The sequence below is a fragment of the Metabacillus sp. GQ13 genome (genome assembly GCF_059758525.1).
Genome location: NZ_JCAXET010000012.1, coordinates 1 through 19,452, shown reverse-complemented (window position 1 = coordinate 19,452; position 19,452 = coordinate 1). Strand labels below are relative to the sequence as shown.

The window sequence follows — 19,452 nt, the reverse complement described above, 5'->3', positions numbered from 1 at the left end:
TTTTTTAAACCGAATGAATGAGATAGGTCCTCTTTGGGTCCTCTTTGGGTCATTTTCGGGGTTATAGGGGTTTATTTTCATGGTCAATCAAGAATAGTGGTACTTTAGATCGCAGGTAACAATCAATCAAATCATTTAAAATGGAAAAAAATAAAAAAGTGTTACTTAGAGTATAAGCACTACCTACCTTGTAACAGGAAGGAGTTCGAATGTACACAAAGCGAAAAAATATCTGAAGGTTGATTCATATTACTTTCTCATTGAATGTACTTGTGCGAGCCGTCACAGTTGGGCATCCTTTGTGATTGTCCACAAGTGCAATCATTTAATCCCTTTCCATTGAGAATTTTCTCCATACATTTTTCAACCCTTGACTCCCGTGTTTTGGTTTGTTTGGGTTGAGAAAAATGTAGAATGTATGCTCTTTGCCGTCCCGGAGTCAATGCTTCAAAAGCAGTTTTCAAGATAGGGATTTCATCGAATTTATTTTGAAGTTCTTCAGGAATTAAGAATTCTGTATTCTTTTTAATATTCACTTCCAAACCAGCTTTTTCAACTTCAATGGCTTCCTGAATATAGGCTTTCAAGATGGATTCCATTTCAACTATTTCTTGAACATTTGTGAAGCGAATCTGGCGCGCTGCCTGTACATTCTTCGTTTGTTGGATTAGAATTCCATGGGTATCCTGTAACAAGGCACCTTTGTGAAACAGAAGCGCACAATATTCTTTAAATCCGTGTATTAAAACGATGTTTTTTTTCTCAAACGTGTAACAAGGATGCATCCATTTAAATTCTTCGGTCAGCTCACAGTCAAGAACGATCTTTCTCAACTTCTCATATTCTTCCGTCCACTTTTTGGCTTTACTTAAAAATTCATCAACCTTAGGATTTGTCATCAAGGAACACCCCTCTTCAATTATTCAATCATCTGACAGTCAAGAAAGATTTTAGTTCTCTGTGGAATTGGCTGGTTTACCTCAGCCGTGTAATCATCACAATATACGGCAATTCACTTTACAACAAGGTGTAAACTCTATGCAAATCTAGTTAACATAATCAGATGTTATAAATACTGTAAAAGGACTTTCGACTGGAAGATCCTTTTAGCCGCTTGTTCAATTAAAACAGGTTAGCTCTAAAGAAATAAGAGTTAACATACATCTTCAATCTTATTAGTGAAAATTTTAACCTTCGCAATAACTATTAATAACATTCCAATTAACAGAAAACTATTAAAAAATAATTTCAAACCAATAGTTGGGGATTTCGATAAAAGACTACTTATTACCATGAACAAAATCCCAATACATGATAGAAAATATGAGAACATCTTATGGGTACGTTTGAGTAGAATATAGCCTAGAAGGACTATCAGATATGTACCACTAAGCAACATAAGGAAAGGAAAAGTAGGCACAAATTTAGCTGCGTATACAAAATGGTCAATTGGTAGAATATCACTTGCATATTCCACTTGTCCATTCACCTTCTGAGAAAAAATAGCAGTATATTTCCATTCCCAAGGGTCCTTCAATATTTCGCTACCTTCATACCATGCAGCCCCAGCAGAAATTATTAATAGTATTGAAGCTAAACCAAGTTGGATAAGTATCCTAATGGACATTTTCTTCACCTCAATAATACTTTTATAGACTCCATTTAAAAACCTCCGACTATGAATTAGTTTTTTTAGGTAATACCTCCTTAATCCATTTATCAAGAATATCCCTCGACATTTCTCCTTCATAGATTCTATTAACAGTACCATCAGAGTTTAGAAAGAAAGATGCTGGAAGGTTATACACATCGTAAGCATCGTATACTTGGCTACTTTTATCCAAAGCTACAGGTAGAGATAACTTATTGCTCTTAATAAAACTACTAGCTGTTATTTGTGATTCTTGAATATTAACAGTTACAACTTCAAAGTTGTGATCTTGATACTGATCATATGCATCTTGGATAGCAGGCATTTCCCTTTTACATGGGATACACCAACTACCCCAAAAATTTATTAGCACAGCTTTTCCTTGAAGATCGTTTAACTCTATCGTTTCACCGTCTAATGTTGGGAGAATGAAATTTGGAGCTTCTTGATTTACCTGTACCCTCTGATTTTGGTCTTTTCGTATAAGATTTGAATAAAGTGAATATATTAGAGCACTTAAAAGAATCGTTAGTATGATTGTTCTTATCCAGAATCGTTTATTTTTTTTCATAATAGACATCATCCACTTAATCCCTTCTACGTTAGTTCAATAAAGAAGGCGACCTTCTCTATTGGAGTGTCGCACCCTTTATTTCAAGATGAACCTTTTTAACCATCATCCTTATCAAGGATTTTCTCTAAATTTTTTAAAATTTCATCATTTTGTTTCGTGATGTTATGTAAATCCTTTGATATTAGTGGTAAGTAGTAAATAATGAATATACCAACGGCAATAAAAAATAGTACATATAGTAGTTGCAATTACCTCATATCCCCCAAAAATCGTCTGTAAATAATTGTAACATTACTTCCTTAACAAATCTGTTTATTTATTGGAAGAAGAAAAAAGGTTGTAGCAGTTAAATAAGAAAAATTAGTATTTAGTCGTTCCTTTTCATTAAAATTTGCTTCTTAATATGATGTTCCATGTGTTCAAAATAGTCCTGTATAAGCCAATTTAATGTTTTTTGATGGTGATTACCAATATCACATATATTAGATAATTTCTCCGCAGGGATATTTATAATTATATAAATTACTTGCTTATTTAGAGTTTGAAACAGTGTTAGTATTTCATTAAGAGGCCTTTCTTGATAATTCTGAACTACCACCCATTGTTCTTGATTATACGACTGGATAACATAAGGTTGTTCTGAATATTGAATTTTTACAAACCTTTCAATATTATTTATTGCAGAGTCACAAAGATGACCTAATATCTCTTTTTTTGACCATTTATTTGATGAGGGTCGATTAGATATTTCTATTTCCGACATTGAGTTGTATGCTTTTGGTAGTGAATGTATCCAATGGTTTATTCCATTTATTACATTTTCCATACTCCCACACCCTTCCATATATCTAAGAAACAATATTCGTCTAAAACCCTTATTATCCCTTCTTTAACTTTGACGTTCCTTTAAGTACAAGTATTCACAATCTCTTAGATAATGTTCTTAGACAATCTATCCTAAAAATAAGATAAGCGCTTTTCCTTGTTATAGGGAAGCGCGTCATCCTAAATAGCGTGTAGTAAAGCACCCAATGGTTGAATTAAAGCTTAATTTTGTTGATCCAAACTATCAAATTAATCTTTTTTTGTATAAAAGAACTCCCACTCATTCCCATCTGGGTCAGTAACCCAGAATTTATCTTGAGTAGCATAACAGCATGTTACATCCATTTCCTCTCTTGCAAAAAATCCTTCCTTCTCTAAACGATTTTTATGTTGGAATACTTCTTCTTGGTTTTCTACTTGAAAACCAAAATGCCCAACTTGGTTTCCAGACACTTTTTCCATCACATTTAATGTGAAATTCAGTTCTGGATTTTCAAGTAAAAACTTTGCATAATCCTCCTTAACCTTGACTGGCTCAACATTAAATAATTTTCCATAGAAATTAATAGATTTCGTTAAATCGGTAATATTTAACCCAATGTGAACGTTCATAAATTTTCCTCCTATTAATCAATTTTTTTTGATGTATAAAACATTATAAATCAACTTTTTTTGATTTATAAGATGATTATAGTAGAAATATTTCGTTATTGCAATTCAATTCATCAAAAAAAATTGATGAATTTAAAAATTGACCAAAGAACTGAATCTTACAGAAGGATTCAGTCTTCATATACTCATGAATAGTTCACTAGCTGTTTTTGATTTCCAAAAGCTTAGCATAGTGCAATAACTCTTAGAAAATGGACTTTTTTAATCAATCCCTTGAACTTTGCTTCTTCTCTCAAGTAATACGACATCCCGCCAAACATCACCCATTTTCCCAATTCGCTCTCTAATGCCTACTTCTCTAAATCCCATTTGTTTATGTAATGTGAGACTAGCTATATTTTCTAACAAAATGCCTGCCTGAAGAGTCCATAAACCATTTTCTTCACTTGTTTTTACTAACGCATCAAGTAATGCTTTCCCAATTCCGATTCCTCTATATTGTTTGTTAACATAGACACTAACCTCTGCTACTCCAGCATAAACACTTCTACTAGAAGTTGGACTTAATGCTGCCCATCCAACAACTTCTTTTTCTACTGTTGCAACTAAACGACATGTAGACATATGTCCCCTATCCCATTCTTCCCAAGCTGGTGCTTGGGTTTGAAAGGTTGCTATTCCAGTTGCAATCCCATCTAAATAAATTTTCAATACATGATCCCAATGGTCCTTTTCCATATCAATGATCACTATTTCCATCTTCCCCATCACCCCTTTGAATACAACATCATAAAATCATGTTTATTTGTTTCTAATTGACATCTTAATTAAATGTAGATATAGTAAAAATATCAAAAAATATTGATTTAGAAAAGGTGCTTTTTCATGAATAAAGAAATCAACTTACAAGACACTTCATTAGAGAAGGTATTCGATCAGTATGAAGGAAAGTTTAAAGCGATTGCTGATAAAAAGAGACTTCATATTATGAACATCCTTACTCAAAAGGGTGAGATTAATGTTAACGATCTGGCTCCTATGGTAAATATGACACAATCAAAGCTATCGTACCATTTAAAAATATTATTAGACGCCAATTTAATCACCAAAGAAACAAGAGGTACATGGAGCTACTACAGACTCAACTTAGACGAGGTAAATCACCTGTTATCAGCAGAGCTCTGTTGTTTATTTAGACCTACTTGCTGATGTATTTTTAATCATTTAATCAACTTTTTTTGATTAAGAATCCATTAATAAGTCAAAAGGAAATTGAATTTTCATAGAATCTGAACTTTATAGGCACTAAATTGAAATAAGTCGAGGAATATGCTCAGAACAGACAAGCTACTATAAAAATAAAAGAATGCTTTGAGTAAAAGTGGTATTAAAATATATCATAATAGAAAGCTATTTACGAAAAAGATTGTTGTTTTTCGTAAAAAGTTCGAATGTACTCGTTTTAAGTATACCTTTGTGCCTATTGGTTAAATGACTCTGAAACCTCTCTGGAGATCACTTACATTTACATCATACACTTTTTATTAGTAGAGCAACAAACTTTTAGAAAAGGGCCTACAACAAAGACCCTATTAGAAATTTACGAAAAAGTTGACTTAATTAACTCCTAAAATACTTGTTCTTATTTACTGAAGCTTTTCCAGAAGGTTATCGAGGCGTTCAAATTGTGATGTCATTCCTTGGATAACACCCATGTCCATTACCTCCTGAAGAGCCTCAATTGACGCGAACTGAGAACGTGTAATAAGTTTCGTTTTTCCTTCGTATTCAACAAAATTCATCGTAATCAGCATCTCTGGCATTCCATCTACAGCATTGCCATCCTGATCTGCAAACACATCCGTATAAACAATTTTCTCAGGCGTAATAATCTCTTGATAAACAGATTTACCCCATGATTCTTGACCGAAAAACTCGCCTTGGTTCTCATCTGTACAACGCATACAATAATGCCATACACCGTTGGGCTTAAACTCAAATTTGCGAATTTCTGTTTGCCATCCACTTGGTCCCCACCAGTTCGCCAAGTGCTCAGGATCCGAATAGGCTTTAAATACGAGATCTCGTGGTGCATTGAAGATTCGCTCTATGACAAGAACTCGCTCTTCTACGTTAGTTGTCATACTTTTTGTTAATTTGTTTTCAGACATTTGAATTCCTCCTACCAAATTTTCGTAATAAGTGGTCCCAATTTTTCTGTAGGCATCTGCTTCGTCACAATCTTAGTCTTTACCTTGTAATTCATTCAAATAATCATCCAAACGATCGAATCGTTTATGCCAGACATGATGGAAAGATTCCAGCCAATTATCTAGATCTTGGAATGCTTGCTGTCGTAGCTTATAGATTCGACGATTAGCAATTGCTTGCACCTCGACGAGTCCAGATTGACTAAGTACACGAAGATGTTTGGAAGTTTGCGGTTGGAGAAGACCAAGTCGTTCTGCAATTTCTCCTACAGTGAGTGGGCCATCACGTAAAAGCTCAACAATATGTTGTCGGTTAGGCTCAGCAAGTGCATTCAAAGTTGTTGTGATTTTGACATCCATATTACCTTGCTCCTTTCACTTTAAATATAACGCATATAGAATATTCCTGCAAATGAATATATGTAAAAAACAGTTATTTATTTCCATCTATCTGAAATATAAAATAGTTATAAACGAAAAAGACCAAATCAAATGATTTGGTCAACGGAGTCTTGTTCAACTAGAGAAGCATCTATTTGAAGATATTTTTATCAACAAAAATTTATCTATAATACATCAATGAACCAAGAAAATATTCCTGGCTCATCGATATTATGACTATCTATACTAGTGTGTTGCACTTTTCTTAAAATTACTTCCTGACACATCCGCGACATTCTCAATCGCAACCAATGCTCTAGGATCTATTTCATGGGTAATTGAACGTAAAGTTGATAACTCAATTCGAGATACAATGGTATATATAATTTTCTTAGGCTCATTTGTATAAACGCCTTCACCATGAATATAAGTTATCCCTCTACCTAATTCCTTTATTAAAGCATCTGCAAGTACTTCAGGAATATCAGAAATAATTGTCACTGATTTTAATTCTTCCATACCCTCCACTACTATATCAATCATTTTGAAAGCAATATAATAAGTAATAATCGAGTACATTGCTGTCTCCCAGCTAAAAACTAGTAAAGCTGCAAGAATAAAAATGAAAACATTAATGATCATGATAAATTGTCCAACTGATACAGGACGTTTTTTACTAACGAGAATGGCTATAATCTCTGAGCCGTCTAAAGCACCACCAGTCCTAATAACTAAACCAACACCTGTTCCTAATATAACTGCACCTATAATCGTTGCTAAAAACAAATCATTTGTAAATGGTTCAAAATGATGTAAATAAGAAGTACTAGCTGATAAAACAATAACTCCATACAAAGTGTGCAGTGTAAACTTCATCCCGATTTTCTTATAACCAATTAATAGAAATGGCAAATTCAAGATAATTAGGAAGATGCTCATCGTTAGACCTGTTAATTCTGCTGCAATGATTGAAAGTCCGATAACGCCACCATCTAAAATATTGTTAGGAACTAAAAATAGTTCAAGTCCAATTGCAGCAATTATTGCACCAATTGTGATCATAATGATTTGTTTCACTTCTTTTAAGACACGTTTCTTCTTTTTCGTTACCACTTCTAACCAGACCTTTCATTATATGTATATACTCAAATTTCATCCCTTTTATCCATCTTTTTAGAAGATAAGAAGAACAAAACTAAAGCTTTATTTCCAAAATATCGATATTTTTCTGCAACCACTTTCTATTTGTTTGCTTTCATCAATAATAACTAATAAACTAATAAAGATAACCATTACGTTTGGAGGGATTCAATAGGGGCTGAGATTCTAAAAATTGGCGAAATAGTTGAAAGAACTAGGGTTACTAAAAGATCCTTGAAAAAGAGCGTTCCCCTTCAAATAATCATGATTATCATCGAAGTTTCAGTGAATATTTGTTCAATTTAAAAAATGCAAACTATGGTTTGTAAAAAATTTACTCTAATTAATTATATCCCATCGATCCTAAAAAAGGTAATTTTTAATATTATCAATGTTCCAATAAATGTATTCGTTTATGTAGTAGGAATAGGATGACTCTATTCGTATCTATTAAATTTGTATTGAAACATAATAATGTAGAATGAGATTTAAGTATTCCAGGAGGTGTAAGTCTTACATTTTGTAAGACTATTTATTGACAACTATAAATTTATTATTAATTGTTTTATTAATTGCATTAACAGGTTTTTTTGTAGCTACGGAATTTGCCATAGTAAGAATCAGAATGTCGAAGATAGACCAACTGATTGCAGAAGGAAAAAAAGGAGCAGTATCGGCCAAAAAAGTTGTTACCCACTTAGATGAATATCTCTCAGCCTGTCAGTTAGGGATAACTGTTACAGCTTTAGGACTTGGTTGGTTAGGTGAGCCTACTGTAGAAAAATTATTACATCCTTTATTTGATTATCTAAATTTCAGTGAATCGATCACACATATATTTTCATTTGGTATTGCCTTTGCAGTCGTTACATTTCTACATGTAGTTGTTGGGGAACTTGCCCCAAAGACAATTGCAATTCAAAAAACTGAGGCTGTTACACTTATGTTTGCCGTTCCAATCATTTGGTTCTATCGAATCTTGTATCCATTTATTTGGTTTCTAAATGGTTCTGCTCGTTTATTGGTAGGTTTTTTGGGACTTAAGCCTGCTTCCGAACAAGATGTTGCTCATTCTGAAGAAGAACTTCGTATCTTACTTTCAGAAAGCTTTAAGAGTGGAGCGATTAATAAAAACGAACTAAACTATGTGAATAATATCTTTGAATTTGACGAAAGAATAGCAAAAGAAATTATGGTACCGCGGACTGAAATTATCAGTATTTCAATTGATGAAACCCATGATGATGTATTAGATATCATTAAAACCGAACAATATACGCGTTACCCTGTAGTTGACGGTGACAAAGATAATATTATTGGATTTATAAATGCGAAGGAGTTCTTAACTTCAAATTATATGAATGAAAACCCAAATATACCTATCACACTCGACTCAATTACCAATCCTGTTATTCATGTTATCGAATCTGTTCCAATTCATGACTTACTAGTAAAAATGCAAAAAGAACGTACCCATATAGCTATTCTTATAGATGAATATGGTGGTACCTCTGGTTTAGTAACAGTCGAAGATATTTTAGAAGAAATCGTTGGAGAAATTAGAGATGAGTTCGATGAAGATGAAGTACCAGAGATTCGAAAAATTGACACGGATCATTATATTCTAGACGCAAAAATCCTGTTAGAAGATGTCAATGATTTGCTTGGAATTCATTTAAATGATGAAGAAATCGACACCTTAGGTGGTTGGATCCTCACCCAAAATATTGATGTGAAAACTGGTACAGAAGTTGAAGTTGAAGGTTACTTTTTCAAGGTTCATAAAATTGATGGCCGTCATATTCAGTATCTTGAAGTTAAACATTCTTACTAATATATTGGACATTTTTATTAAGAGATTTTATCTACGTTTTACCCTTTGACATTCCAAATAGATAACACGATAAGTCACTGGATTTTTCAGTGACTTTTATTTTGAGCACAACGAAAGGCTAAATACGTAAAACAGTACTTATTACGAAAATAGCCAATTATTTAGAAAATAGATGGTAGGTGTAGATGATGTTTATGATTATCGCATTATTTTTAGTAGCAGGATTAGCGGAAATTGGTGGTGGTTATTTAATTTGGTTGTGGTTACGAGAAGGAAAACCATTTTATTTCGGAATTGCTGGTGGAGTCGCTTTAGCATTATACGGAATGATAGCTACCTTGCAAACATTTCCTTCTTTCGGTAGGGTCTATGCTGCGTATGGTGGAGTTTTTATTATTCTTTCGATCCTTTGGGGGTGGGGAGTAGATAAGAAAACACCAGATACATACGATTTAATTGGTGCAGCAATTTGCTTAGTTGGAGTTTCTGTTATGCTTCTACCATCAAGGCAATAAAAGGGAAGTCAGTGACTTCCCTTTTATTTATCGGGCCCCTAACAGATCGTTGTTTTCTTCATCATCACAGGACTCTTTCCGTAAAATTACCATAAGCTTACAAACAACAAACTTTAGTAAAGAGAATAATTAGTTAACAACAACTACTTGCACCTAACAAAACTAACCCAACACCTTCTTGAGTTTCTTCTTTGTCTAGTGTTAATTCATCTGTTCCAGATAGTTGTGAATCGATTGCGACTTTGATTCCATTAATGGTTTCAACGGTATCAGCTTCTTGTGGGCTATCTAAAGAAATTGTAAACTGTGGACCACAGCAACCGGCAACAGAAGTGAGACGGATTCCTTCTGAGTCCTTTTCAAGTAAAAAGTTTTCTAACAGACCTTTAGCTCCATCGGTTATGTTCATTATTTTCTCCCCAATACTTATGAATTTGGATAGATTCTTTTTAATGTTTCCTTCATCTCAGGTTTTACATTAATGTTTGGTCGGGCAGTCTTTGCCATCTCTTCTGCTTCTTCAATTGTCTTTGCTTTACCCAAAGCTAAAAGTGTGCCGATCGCAACAGTACCTGTACGATTACTACCTCCTTGGCAGTGAAAATAAACATTTTTCCCTTCGTTATATGCATTTACTACAAGGTCAATTGATTTCTTAACCGATTCATCCTGTTGATCTTCGTCATCAACAATTGGACTATGTACACGATTATACGGTGATTTTTCTTTGTCTGAATTTGCTCTTAAATCAAATGCAATATCGACTTCTTCGTTTTCCATTACCTCATCAATATCACCTGCACCACCGATATAAATACGATCTTTCAATAATTCATGATAATTAGTTGCTGCTGTCATATTATCCCTCCTATTTCTAAGACAAACTTCTTATAACTTTTTTATTTTATGCTCTCCATACTCTTTCATTCGATCATAACCAATCTTCTCTTCACTAATCCAAGGGATAATTGCAGTACGAGTTGCTAACTGCTCGCTAACCTTTTTAATCCACCTTTTTTCAGATTCCGATCTTCCCTTTAAAATAGGATCTTGAGTTTTTGAAGCCAAAAGGCTTTGATTGATCACCCACCAATCCGGTTGAATCTCTGCCCGTTTTAAATCCTCTTGAAGCCTCGCAGCTTCTAAAACAGGTGTTGTTTCAGCTAAGGTAACAATAACAACACTCGTTTCTTCTGGATTTCTTAACCTTGGAAGTAATTGGCTCACACTTTTAGGTACTTCTCCAGTGGAACGAGCAAGTTCTTTATGGTAATTCTGTGCTGAATCTAACAACAATAGCGTATGTCCCGTCGGTGCTGTATCAATTACAACAATCTGTTGCTGTGAGATTGCAACAACTTCTGCAAATGCTCGAAAAACAGCTATTTCTTCTGTGCAAGGTGAATTTAAGTCTTCTTGTAGGTAAGCAATACCTTCATCATCAAGTTCATCACTCACTCTTGAAAGTACTTCCCTCTTGTACTTTTCTACTTCCTCAAATGGATGAATCGCACTAATCGTTAGGTCCTTATTTTTTTCATTATTATCAAACAAATCATAAATATGTGAAGCAGGATCTGTTGTTGTTAAATGAACTTGATGTCCCTTTTCTACAAGTCCAACTGCAATTGCTGATGCAACCGTCGTTTTTCCTACTCCACCTTTTCCCATAGTAAAGATAATCCTTTTGTTTTTTCGAGAAAAATCTTCTATCATCACATCTAATTCATTTAATTCAGCATCAAATTCTACATTACAAATAACTTCTGAATCTAATAAAGTGTATTGGTTAAATAAATTTCGAAGGTTATCAATACCTGTTAAGGAATAAGAAACAAACGGTAATGAATAAATAGGATTTTGTTTTAAATCTTCTGGAATGTAGGTCAGTGACTTTCTCTGTCGATGATAAAAAGCAGAAGAAACGTCATCATCTTCAAGATAGGATTGTAATAAACCATTGATTATCAGTGTTTGGTTTCTGATCCCGATTGCTTTTAACTCAATTGATGCACGGTTTGCTTCGTTTATAGAAGAAATTTCTGGTTTAGAAACTAATAATAATGTAGTTTTTGTTGCGTCAGATAACGCTTCAACCGTTTTGGAATATAAATCTTTTTTTTCTCCCAATCTTGATTCAGGACCTAAACATGAAGCACCATGTGTACTTTCTTTTAAAAATCCACTCCATGCTGTTGGAAGTTGTAATAGTCTTAACGTATGTCCAGTTGGTGCAGTATCAAAAATGATGTGATGATACTCATTGACAATTGATTCATCCGCTAACAAACTCGTAAATTCATCGAATGCTGCTATTTCTACTGTACATGCACCAGATAATTGTTCTTCCATTGTAGCTATGACTGATTCAGGTAATTTACCTCGATAAGGTCCAACGACTGTTTCCCTATATTCTTTGGCTGCTTCTTCTGGGTCTAAATTACTTACAAAAAGATTAGGTACGTTTGGAATTGATTTTGGTGTATTTGATAATTCTATTTCTAATACATCCTGTAAATTTGAAGCTGGATCTGTACTGACAAGCAATACCTTTTTTCCTTCATCAGCTAATGCTAAAGCGGATGCACAGGCAGTAGATGTTTTTCCTACTCCACCTTTTCCTGTGAAAAATAAAAATGGTGTATTGATTGCATTTTTCGGATTAAAAGGCTGATACACGTTATCCCTTCTTCCTCTGTATTACAATTGCTTTAAATCAATCGATAATCGCATCTTTGGTTTTTCTTTTAACAATTCTGGATCAACACCAAACCACTCAGACAATTCTACATTTGATGGATATTCTCCCACTTTTTTAACTTTGTTATGAACAAGGGTTACAGGTAGAGCATCTGGACCCTTTTCATTAAGTAGCTGAGCTATTTCACTTTTCTCTAAAAAAGCAGCTGGTTCATTTGTAAGGTTATACCGGATAATTTCAAAACCCTTTTTTTCAAGTGAATACACAGCTGAAGCTACACGTGTTAATTCTGGATCAACACTAGGGCCACATACTCCTGTTGAACAACACATCGCAGGGTCAAATATTTCTACTTTCATAAATCGTTGCATCCCCTTTCATAAGAATATACAAATACAGATAAAGCCAAGAGGGTTCTCACGGCTTTATCTTTGTACTTATTCTCCAGTTTTCGCAAAACGTTCAATTCTATCGCCAATTTCATCACGAACACGACCAAAGAATGCCCATTTTTCTTCTTCTGTCCCCTCCGCTTTAGCTGGGTCATCAAAGCCCCAGTGTACACGTTTGATATGAGGAGGTGTCACTGGGCAATTGTCTGCTGCATGACCGCAAAGTGTTACGATTAAATCAGCATTATTTAAAATTTCTTTGTCAATCACATCTGACGTTTGCTTAGAAATATCAATTCCTGTTTCTTTCATTGCTTTCACTGCATTTGGGTTTAATCCATGAGCTTCTAACCCTGCACTCTTTACTTCCCACTCATTACTTAAGTGTTTTTTTGCCCAACCTTCTGCCATTTGGCTTCTACAAGAATTGCCCGTACATAAAAAATAAATTGTTTTTTTAGACATGTTAATTTCTCCTTTTTAAATAAGATTAATGGATGATAAGTAACCAAATATATAAACCAACAAGCGTGATAAATAATGTTGGAATGGTTAAGATAATTCCAGTCTTAAAGTAAGTGCCCCATGAAATCTTCACACCTTTTAAGGATAAGACATGAAGCCATAGTAACGTGGCTAGTGAACCAATCGGTGTAATCTTCGGTCCTAAATCAGATCCAATCACATTTGCATAAATAAGGGCTTCTCTCAATACACCAGTGGTATTTGTATCAGAAATTGCAAGTGCATCAATCATTACGGTTGGCATGTTATTCATAACAGAAGATAAAATTGCCGCGATAAAGCCCATCCCCACTGTTGCAGCAAATAGACCTTGATCAGCTGCTACTTGGATTAAATCCGATAAAATGTTCGTTAACCCTACATTCCTTAGACTGTAAACCACAACATACATTCCAATTGAGAAAAACACAATTGCCCAAGGCGCACCTTTTATAACGGTTCTTGTGTTAACAGCTTTACTTCTTTTCGCCATAAATAGGAAGAATATAGCAACAATACCTGCAATGATCGAAACCGGAACCCCAATGAATTCACTCGCAAAATAGCCAACAAGTAAGATGCCTAAAACGACCCAAGATAATTTGAACATCTTTTGATCACGGATTGCTTCAACCGGCTTTTTTAATTGAGTCATGTCATAATCTTTTGGGATACTTTTTCGGAAAAAGAGATATAACACTAAAATACTTGCACCTAATGAGAAAAAGTTAGGAATAATCATTCTCGATGCAAATTCAACAAATCCGATATCGAAGAAATCGGCTGATACAATATTAACTAAGTTACTCACTACTAATGGGAGTGAAGTTGTATCAGCAATGAATCCACTAGCCATAATAAATGGGAATACCATTTTTTCATTGAAATTTAAATTCCTTACCATTGCTAATACAATCGGTGTAAGAATTAATGCTGCACCATCATTAGCAAAAAATGCAGCAACAATGGCCCCAAGAATACTTACATATACAAACATTTTGAGGCCGTTTCCTTTTGCAGCTCTTGCCATATGTAAAGCGGACCACTCGAAAAAGCCGATTTCATCTAAAATTAATGAAATGATAATGATTGCAATAAAGGCCAATGTTGCATTCCAAACAATTGATGTAACGTCAATGACATCTTTAAAATCAACAACACCTACAAGAAGAGCTAGTACTGCTCCACCACATGCAGACCAACCAATTGATAAGCCTTTCGGTTGCCATATAACAAGTGTCAGTGTGAGTATAAAGATCAATGATGCCAGAATGACTGATGTCATATTAATACCTCCATTTATTCACAAGAAATTCGTAAGCCTTGTGCTTCTAATTCTTTTATTCGATAATCTTGATTTGGTAGGGGTTGAAGGATAGTCTGAACAAATGGATAATAATCACTCGTTTTATTTAATGAATAAATAATCCATTGACCTTTTCTCGCTTCTTTAACAATACCTGCATCCTTCAATTTACGGAGATGTTGACTGATTGCAGGCTGACTAGTCTTAAAGACCTCAACAAACTCACATACACAACATTCATTTGAATCTAACATCTTTACCATTGTTAATCTCGTTTTATCACCTAAAAGTTTAAAAATTGTTGCAGCACTTTCAAGATTAATATTCGTATTCACCATCTTTTCACACCTCACAATTCATCTGTAAATCACTATATAATAATTTACTTATATATTCAATAGATATAGAGAATTTAATACTATCTTTCTCTATTTTCTCATCCCTATACAAAAAGCCACTGAATAATCCAGTGACTTTGATGTTCTATAAATATTTTCGTGAAATTGTTTTTCCATCATAGGTGAATAACACTGGTTTATCCTCTAACACACTCTCCATATGAACTGGACGACCCCAAAGCTGATGAACATATGGAAGGACCTTTTCTAAATATTTTAGATCTAACTCAATATCCTCAAACCAATGCTTTAAATAAAGTTCATTATTTTTTAAGTAGTCTCCATCATTAACCGTTATATAAGGAAATCCTCCATTTACACGCATACTTACTAACTGATCACGCACTGATTCCCACTCTTTATCAACAATTTTATAATCCCGGCCTTTTTTCTGAAATAAATACATATCTTCACGCATGATCAGGTCTTTTGTTAAATAGTTACGAATAAACGATATATCGGACTCAACCTCACGAACCTCGAACATTTTTTCCCTGCCAGAATCAGGCTTCGCACCAAACATTTTCATATTTTCAGTCGGATTATTATAGCGCTCTTCAATATCCTCAAAGATTTTCAAGCCTAAATAATAAGGATTTATACTTGTTTTTGACGGTTGAACAACCCCTGAGTTAAGTTTAGCAAACTCGATTGACTCATCAGAAGTTAAATCGAGTTCACGAATGATTCGTTGATGCCAGTACGAAGCCCAGCCTTCATTCATGATCTTCGTCTCTAGCTGTGGCCAGAAATAGAGCATTTCCTCACGCATCATCGTTAAGATATCACGTTGCCAATCCTCTAGCTCTCTACTATATTCTTCGATGAATAGAAGAATATCCTTTTCAGGAGAAGGTGGAAATTTACGTTTCACTTTTTTAGGAGATTGCTTGTGTTCCTTCTTTTTATCAAGATCCCAGAGATCGTCATAAGGTGTTGCGGATTTCACTTCCTCTTTCTCCTCATCGAAATCAATATCATCTTTTGACCAGGATAGTTTTGGACGTACAAGTGATGGATCAATATGTTCTTGAATTGAAAGCACTGCATCTAAAAAGGTTTCTACTGCTTGTCGACCATACTCGATTTCATACTGCTTGATTCGCTCCGCAGTTGCCGCCATACTTTCGACCATCTCACGTTTTGTATTACTAAATCGTGCATTATTTTTAAAGAAGTCGCAATGTGCAAGCACATGTGCAACAATTAATTTATTTTGTATTAAGGCGTTTGTATCTAATAAAAATGCGTAGCAAGGATCTGAATTAATGACTAGCTCGTAAATTTTACTTAAACCTAGATCATATTGCAGCTTCATTTTGTGGAATTGTTTTCCAAAACTCCAATGTGAAAACCTTGTTGGCATACCATAAGCACCAAATGTATAAATAATATCGGCAGGACATATCTCGTATCTCATTGGATAAAAATCTAGCCCAAACCCCTTTGCAACCTCTGTTATTTCGCCTATTGCATAGTTAAGGGCCTTTTGATCAGCATCTTTCATGGTCTCCCCCCCAAGTTTTCTTTAACATAATGTATGAGACTTAGTCCGAAAAGATGCTAACGGACAAGTTGTGAAGGGTGTAACTAACCATGTAGACTAGTTTTTCAAGTAAGAGATTTCACTTTGTCATCCAGAGCTATTAATGTAGGTAGTGTAAAATGAATGTCAAAAGAAAATGCAAGTCCCAAGTAGAATTTAGGGACTTGCATTTATTATAATTTTTCATTTTATTTTTATTCCATGTTCGACACTAGGGCATTTTTATTAAAATCGTTTACGTCCTTACACTTCTTGAAGATCGTTTAAATTAATAGCTGGTCCGAAGAATTCAAAGTGAATGTTTTCTTCTTTCACGCCAAGTTTTTCTAAATTCGCAATTGTATTTTTCATGAACGCTACTGGTCCACAAATATAAAACGATGCTTGCGTATCAGGAACTAGATTTTGAAGCTTTTCGAAATCCAAATATCCCTCAGCATCGAATTTTTTACTATCTCTATCTAAAGCTGATGGGTTTTCATAGATGAAAAATTTACGGGCATTCGATAATTGTTTCACCGTATCTAGGACTTCATCATTGAATGCATGAACTTCACTATTTTTTGCAGCATGGATAAACGTCACATTCCGATCTGATTTGCTATCAGCCACTCGCTTTATCATGCTCATCATTGGTGTGATTCCGACCCCACCACTAATTAGATAAAGTGGATTCGTATTTGTTTCATCAAGAACAAAATCTCCAGAAGGTGCAGTTAGTTCAATTATGTCATTCTCATTCACATGATCATGCAGATAATTAGATACCTTCCCAAGCGTCGTAGGTTCTACTCCTTCTTTCTTAACTGATATTCTCAAGTGATTTTTACCTGGCGCATCGGATAAACTATATTGGCGATTAAGTAAATATTCCTCACCATCAACTGTTAAACGAACGGTTACGTATTGACCTGGTTGGAAGGATAGTACATCATTTTTATCCTCAGGTTGTAAATAAAAAGAAGTAATTAATGCACTTTCTTTCACCTTTTTCATTACTTTAAACGATTTGAAACCTTCCCATTTTTGCTGTTTTGCCTCTGCATACATTTCTGTCTCGATATCAATAAATACTTGGGCAATCACTTGATACGCTTCTCCCCAAGCTTGAATGACCTCTGGTGTTGCGCCATCACCTAGGACATCCTTAATCGCTTTTAGCAAAAATTCTCCAACTATAGGATAATGCTCTTTTTTCACAGATAAACTTCGGTGTTTATGAGCAATTTGCTTAACTGCAGGAAGAAGCACTTCAAGTTGATCAATATAAGTTGCAGCAGCATATACAGTGTTAGCTAAAGCTGTTTGCTGGCGTCCTTGCTCTTGATTCGCATGATTAAATATATTCAATAATTCTGGATGTGCTTCAAACAATGTTTTGTAAAAGTATGATGTAATCTCTACGCCACGCTCCGCTAAAATTGGTGCAGTTGACTTCACTATTTTAATTGTATTTTCAGATAACATAAAACCAGCCCCTAAAGATGTATTTTAAATATATCTTTATAATAGCCCTTTCAATATTAAAAGCAATATATAAAATACATCTTTAATAAAGATGTCACATTCGGGTCCTAAAATGAAAGAAATTTGAATGAATTGTGGTAAGATATAAGAAACTTCCTACAAAGGGGGAGAACTTCTTTTATAAAATGCGAGGTCAATCATGCGATTAACAAATTATACTGATTACTCACTAAGAGTTTTAATATATTTAGCAACTAAACCTAGCGGTGAGCTTTCGAATATTAAAGAAATAGCCGAAAGCTATAATATTTCAAAAAATCACTTGATGAAGGTTACCTTCGAATTAGGTAAAATGAATGTGATAGAGACGATTCGTGGACGTAATGGTGGTATTCGGTTAGCACATTCTCCGGAGGACATTAATATCGGTCAAATCGTTCGTAGAACTGAGGAAGACTTTCGGCTAGTCGAATGTTTTGATGATGACCATAATCAATGCATCATATCGCCAGCCTGTGGCCTAAAACACGTCCTTAACAAAGCATTACAGGCTTATCTTAACGTGCTTGACCAGTACACATTATCTGATTTAGTTATTAATCAACATTCACTTTTAGCTTATTTTTCCATAAATAAAGAATGAGATAACGGTGACTCATAAGGATCAGTCCCCCCCTCCAAACCCATATAAATAGCCTTTCAATTAGCCAAAAGCCGATATATTGAGAATGAGGGGTATAAGGTTCTGTCCCTCTTACAAGCCCAATGTATCAACCCTTTCTATTAATCAAGTGCCAATAAATTGAGTTTGAGGGGCCTGACCCATTGAGTCAGCGCCTTCTTTTTTTTCTGCATTCACTGTTATAAGTTTTCCTGTTTTCGGATTAAACACGACTTGAACGTTTTCAATAAATACTTCTTCTTTGTCTTTCACCTTAACATGAAATATATCTTTGGATTCTTCATCATTTACTGCTTCACGCTTTACGTATTTATAATCAATTAACTGTGCCTCAGGATACTTATCCTTTATTGTTGAAAGGGCAATTCGACTCCACTTTTCATAATCAATATTAACCACTTCATTCTGTTCTCCATATGCTTTTATACCTGCTGTCAAAAGAATCGTTAGTGCTATGAATGTAAAAAAAACCTTTGATAGTGAGATCGACTTCATATTATCCTCCCTGAAATACATCTTAAAAATTAATGTGCCCTTTTTAATCAGGGTATATGCTCATTAGCTCATTTCAAATTAGTACATTGGACCAAACTCGTAAAAATCGGCACTAGGATTTTTACCATTGAAATCCTTCTTCAAAGAAAATGACAATATATTTAACGAAATGAGTAATGCTCATTTCAAATTAGTACATCGGACCAAACTCGTAAAAAT

Annotated in this window: 24 protein-coding genes; 4 read left to right on the top strand and 20 right to left on the bottom strand. The window is 34.4% G+C overall.

Annotated elements, in window-relative coordinates:
* Positions 1–257: 257 nt before the first annotated feature.
* The 7 genes from AC6CHR_RS15520 to AC6CHR_RS15490 all read right to left on the bottom strand — a co-directional run bounded on the left by AC6CHR_RS15520 (position 258) and on the right by AC6CHR_RS15490 (position 4,421).
* Positions 258–899 (bottom strand): YdeI/OmpD-associated family protein, encoded by a 642-nt coding sequence (locus tag AC6CHR_RS15520; RefSeq protein ID WP_498249910.1) that lies wholly within the window; start codon positions 897–899, stop codon positions 258–260.
* 254 nt (positions 900–1,153) lie between these two features.
* Positions 1,154–1,627, bottom strand: coding sequence for a YjdJ family protein (locus tag AC6CHR_RS15515; protein WP_498249909.1), 474 nt, complete (start codon positions 1,625–1,627; stop codon positions 1,154–1,156).
* A gap of 49 nt (positions 1,628–1,676) precedes the next feature.
* A complete protein-coding gene (gene resA / locus AC6CHR_RS15510) occupies positions 1,677–2,222 on the bottom strand; it encodes a thiol-disulfide oxidoreductase ResA (RefSeq protein WP_498249908.1) in 546 nt (181 codons plus the stop codon).
* 98 nt (positions 2,223–2,320) lie between these two features.
* On the bottom strand, positions 2,321–2,473 hold the full coding sequence (locus AC6CHR_RS15505) for a hypothetical protein (protein WP_498249907.1): 153 nt from the start codon (positions 2,471–2,473) through the stop codon (positions 2,321–2,323).
* Between the two features lie 119 nt (positions 2,474–2,592).
* Positions 2,593–3,051: a DinB family protein gene (locus tag AC6CHR_RS15500; protein WP_498249906.1), complete on the bottom strand. Its 459-nt coding sequence runs from the start codon at positions 3,049–3,051 to the stop codon at positions 2,593–2,595.
* Between the two features lie 248 nt (positions 3,052–3,299).
* On the bottom strand, positions 3,300–3,662 hold the full coding sequence (locus AC6CHR_RS15495) for an ArsI/CadI family heavy metal resistance metalloenzyme (protein WP_498249905.1): 363 nt from the start codon (positions 3,660–3,662) through the stop codon (positions 3,300–3,302).
* Between the two features lie 261 nt (positions 3,663–3,923).
* Positions 3,924–4,421: a GNAT family N-acetyltransferase gene (locus tag AC6CHR_RS15490; RefSeq protein ID WP_498249904.1), complete on the bottom strand. Its 498-nt coding sequence runs from the start codon at positions 4,419–4,421 to the stop codon at positions 3,924–3,926.
* Positions 4,422–4,547: 126 nt separating this feature from the next.
* Between AC6CHR_RS15490 and AC6CHR_RS15485 the strand changes: the two genes are divergently transcribed.
* A complete protein-coding gene (locus AC6CHR_RS15485; RefSeq protein WP_498249903.1) occupies positions 4,548–4,871 on the top strand; it encodes an ArsR/SmtB family transcription factor in 324 nt (107 codons plus the stop codon).
* 437 nt (positions 4,872–5,308) lie between these two features.
* Here the strand turns inward: AC6CHR_RS15485 and AC6CHR_RS15480 are convergent, their stop codons facing one another.
* The 3 genes from AC6CHR_RS15480 to AC6CHR_RS15470 form a co-directional block, all read right to left on the bottom strand.
* Positions 5,309–5,833, bottom strand: coding sequence for an SRPBCC domain-containing protein (locus AC6CHR_RS15480; protein ID WP_498249902.1), 525 nt, complete (start codon positions 5,831–5,833; stop codon positions 5,309–5,311).
* Between the two features lie 72 nt (positions 5,834–5,905).
* Positions 5,906–6,232 carry an ArsR/SmtB family transcription factor gene (locus AC6CHR_RS15475; protein ID WP_498249901.1) on the bottom strand — a complete coding sequence of 109 codons (327 nt, stop codon included), beginning with the start codon at positions 6,230–6,232 and terminating at the stop codon, positions 5,906–5,908.
* A gap of 267 nt (positions 6,233–6,499) precedes the next feature.
* Positions 6,500–7,366 carry a YitT family protein gene (locus AC6CHR_RS15470; RefSeq protein WP_498249900.1) on the bottom strand — a complete coding sequence of 289 codons (867 nt, stop codon included), beginning with the start codon at positions 7,364–7,366 and terminating at the stop codon, positions 6,500–6,502.
* A gap of 562 nt (positions 7,367–7,928) precedes the next feature.
* Here AC6CHR_RS15470 and AC6CHR_RS15465 point away from each other — a divergent pair.
* A complete protein-coding gene (locus AC6CHR_RS15465) occupies positions 7,929–9,227 on the top strand; it encodes a hemolysin family protein (protein ID WP_498249899.1) in 1,299 nt (432 codons plus the stop codon).
* Positions 9,228–9,415: 188 nt separating this feature from the next.
* Positions 9,416–9,742 carry a YnfA family protein gene (locus AC6CHR_RS15460; RefSeq protein ID WP_498249898.1) on the top strand — a complete coding sequence of 109 codons (327 nt, stop codon included), beginning with the start codon at positions 9,416–9,418 and terminating at the stop codon, positions 9,740–9,742.
* Positions 9,743–9,875: 133 nt separating this feature from the next.
* On the opposite strand, the gene AC6CHR_RS15455 is transcribed toward AC6CHR_RS15460, so the two are convergent.
* From AC6CHR_RS15455 to hmpA, 9 genes are all read right to left on the bottom strand, one after another.
* Complete coding sequence (locus AC6CHR_RS15455; RefSeq protein WP_498249897.1) at positions 9,876–10,151, bottom strand: adhesin; 276 nt, start codon at positions 10,149–10,151, stop codon at positions 9,876–9,878.
* 17 nt (positions 10,152–10,168) lie between these two features.
* The gene (locus AC6CHR_RS15450; RefSeq protein ID WP_498249896.1) at positions 10,169–10,600 is read right to left on the bottom strand and encodes a protein-tyrosine phosphatase family protein; all 432 of its coding nucleotides are present in this window, start codon (positions 10,598–10,600) and stop codon (positions 10,169–10,171) included.
* 30 nt (positions 10,601–10,630) lie between these two features.
* Positions 10,631–12,421 (bottom strand): arsenical pump-driving ATPase, encoded by a 1,791-nt coding sequence (gene arsA / locus AC6CHR_RS15445; RefSeq protein ID WP_498249895.1) that lies wholly within the window; start codon positions 12,419–12,421, stop codon positions 10,631–10,633.
* 21 nt (positions 12,422–12,442) lie between these two features.
* Positions 12,443–12,802, bottom strand: coding sequence for an arsenite efflux transporter metallochaperone ArsD (gene arsD / locus AC6CHR_RS15440; RefSeq protein WP_498249894.1), 360 nt, complete (start codon positions 12,800–12,802; stop codon positions 12,443–12,445).
* 78 nt (positions 12,803–12,880) lie between these two features.
* A complete protein-coding gene (gene arsC, locus AC6CHR_RS15435) occupies positions 12,881–13,300 on the bottom strand; it encodes an arsenate reductase (thioredoxin) (RefSeq protein WP_498249893.1) in 420 nt (139 codons plus the stop codon).
* Between the two features lie 25 nt (positions 13,301–13,325).
* Positions 13,326–14,624 carry an arsenic transporter gene (locus tag AC6CHR_RS15430; protein WP_498249892.1) on the bottom strand — a complete coding sequence of 433 codons (1,299 nt, stop codon included), beginning with the start codon at positions 14,622–14,624 and terminating at the stop codon, positions 13,326–13,328.
* Positions 14,625–14,638: 14 nt separating this feature from the next.
* A complete protein-coding gene (locus AC6CHR_RS15425; protein WP_498249891.1) occupies positions 14,639–14,983 on the bottom strand; it encodes an ArsR/SmtB family transcription factor in 345 nt (114 codons plus the stop codon).
* A 145-nt stretch (positions 14,984–15,128) separates the two neighbouring features.
* Positions 15,129–16,550, bottom strand: coding sequence for a SpoVR family protein (locus tag AC6CHR_RS15420; RefSeq protein ID WP_498249890.1), 1,422 nt, complete (start codon positions 16,548–16,550; stop codon positions 15,129–15,131).
* A gap of 282 nt (positions 16,551–16,832) precedes the next feature.
* Positions 16,833–18,056 (bottom strand): NO-inducible flavohemoprotein, encoded by a 1,224-nt coding sequence (hmpA, locus tag AC6CHR_RS15415; protein WP_498249889.1) that lies wholly within the window; start codon positions 18,054–18,056, stop codon positions 16,833–16,835.
* A gap of 199 nt (positions 18,057–18,255) precedes the next feature.
* On the opposite strand from hmpA, the gene AC6CHR_RS15410 reads away from it, so the two are divergent.
* Positions 18,256–18,699: an RrF2 family transcriptional regulator gene (locus AC6CHR_RS15410; RefSeq protein ID WP_498249888.1), complete on the top strand. Its 444-nt coding sequence runs from the start codon at positions 18,256–18,258 to the stop codon at positions 18,697–18,699.
* Positions 18,700–18,843: 144 nt separating this feature from the next.
* Here AC6CHR_RS15410 and AC6CHR_RS15405 read toward each other — a convergent pair whose 3' ends face one another.
* Positions 18,844–19,233, bottom strand: coding sequence for a DUF3889 domain-containing protein (locus AC6CHR_RS15405; RefSeq protein ID WP_498249887.1), 390 nt, complete (start codon positions 19,231–19,233; stop codon positions 18,844–18,846).
* Positions 19,234–19,452 lie beyond the last annotated feature (219 nt).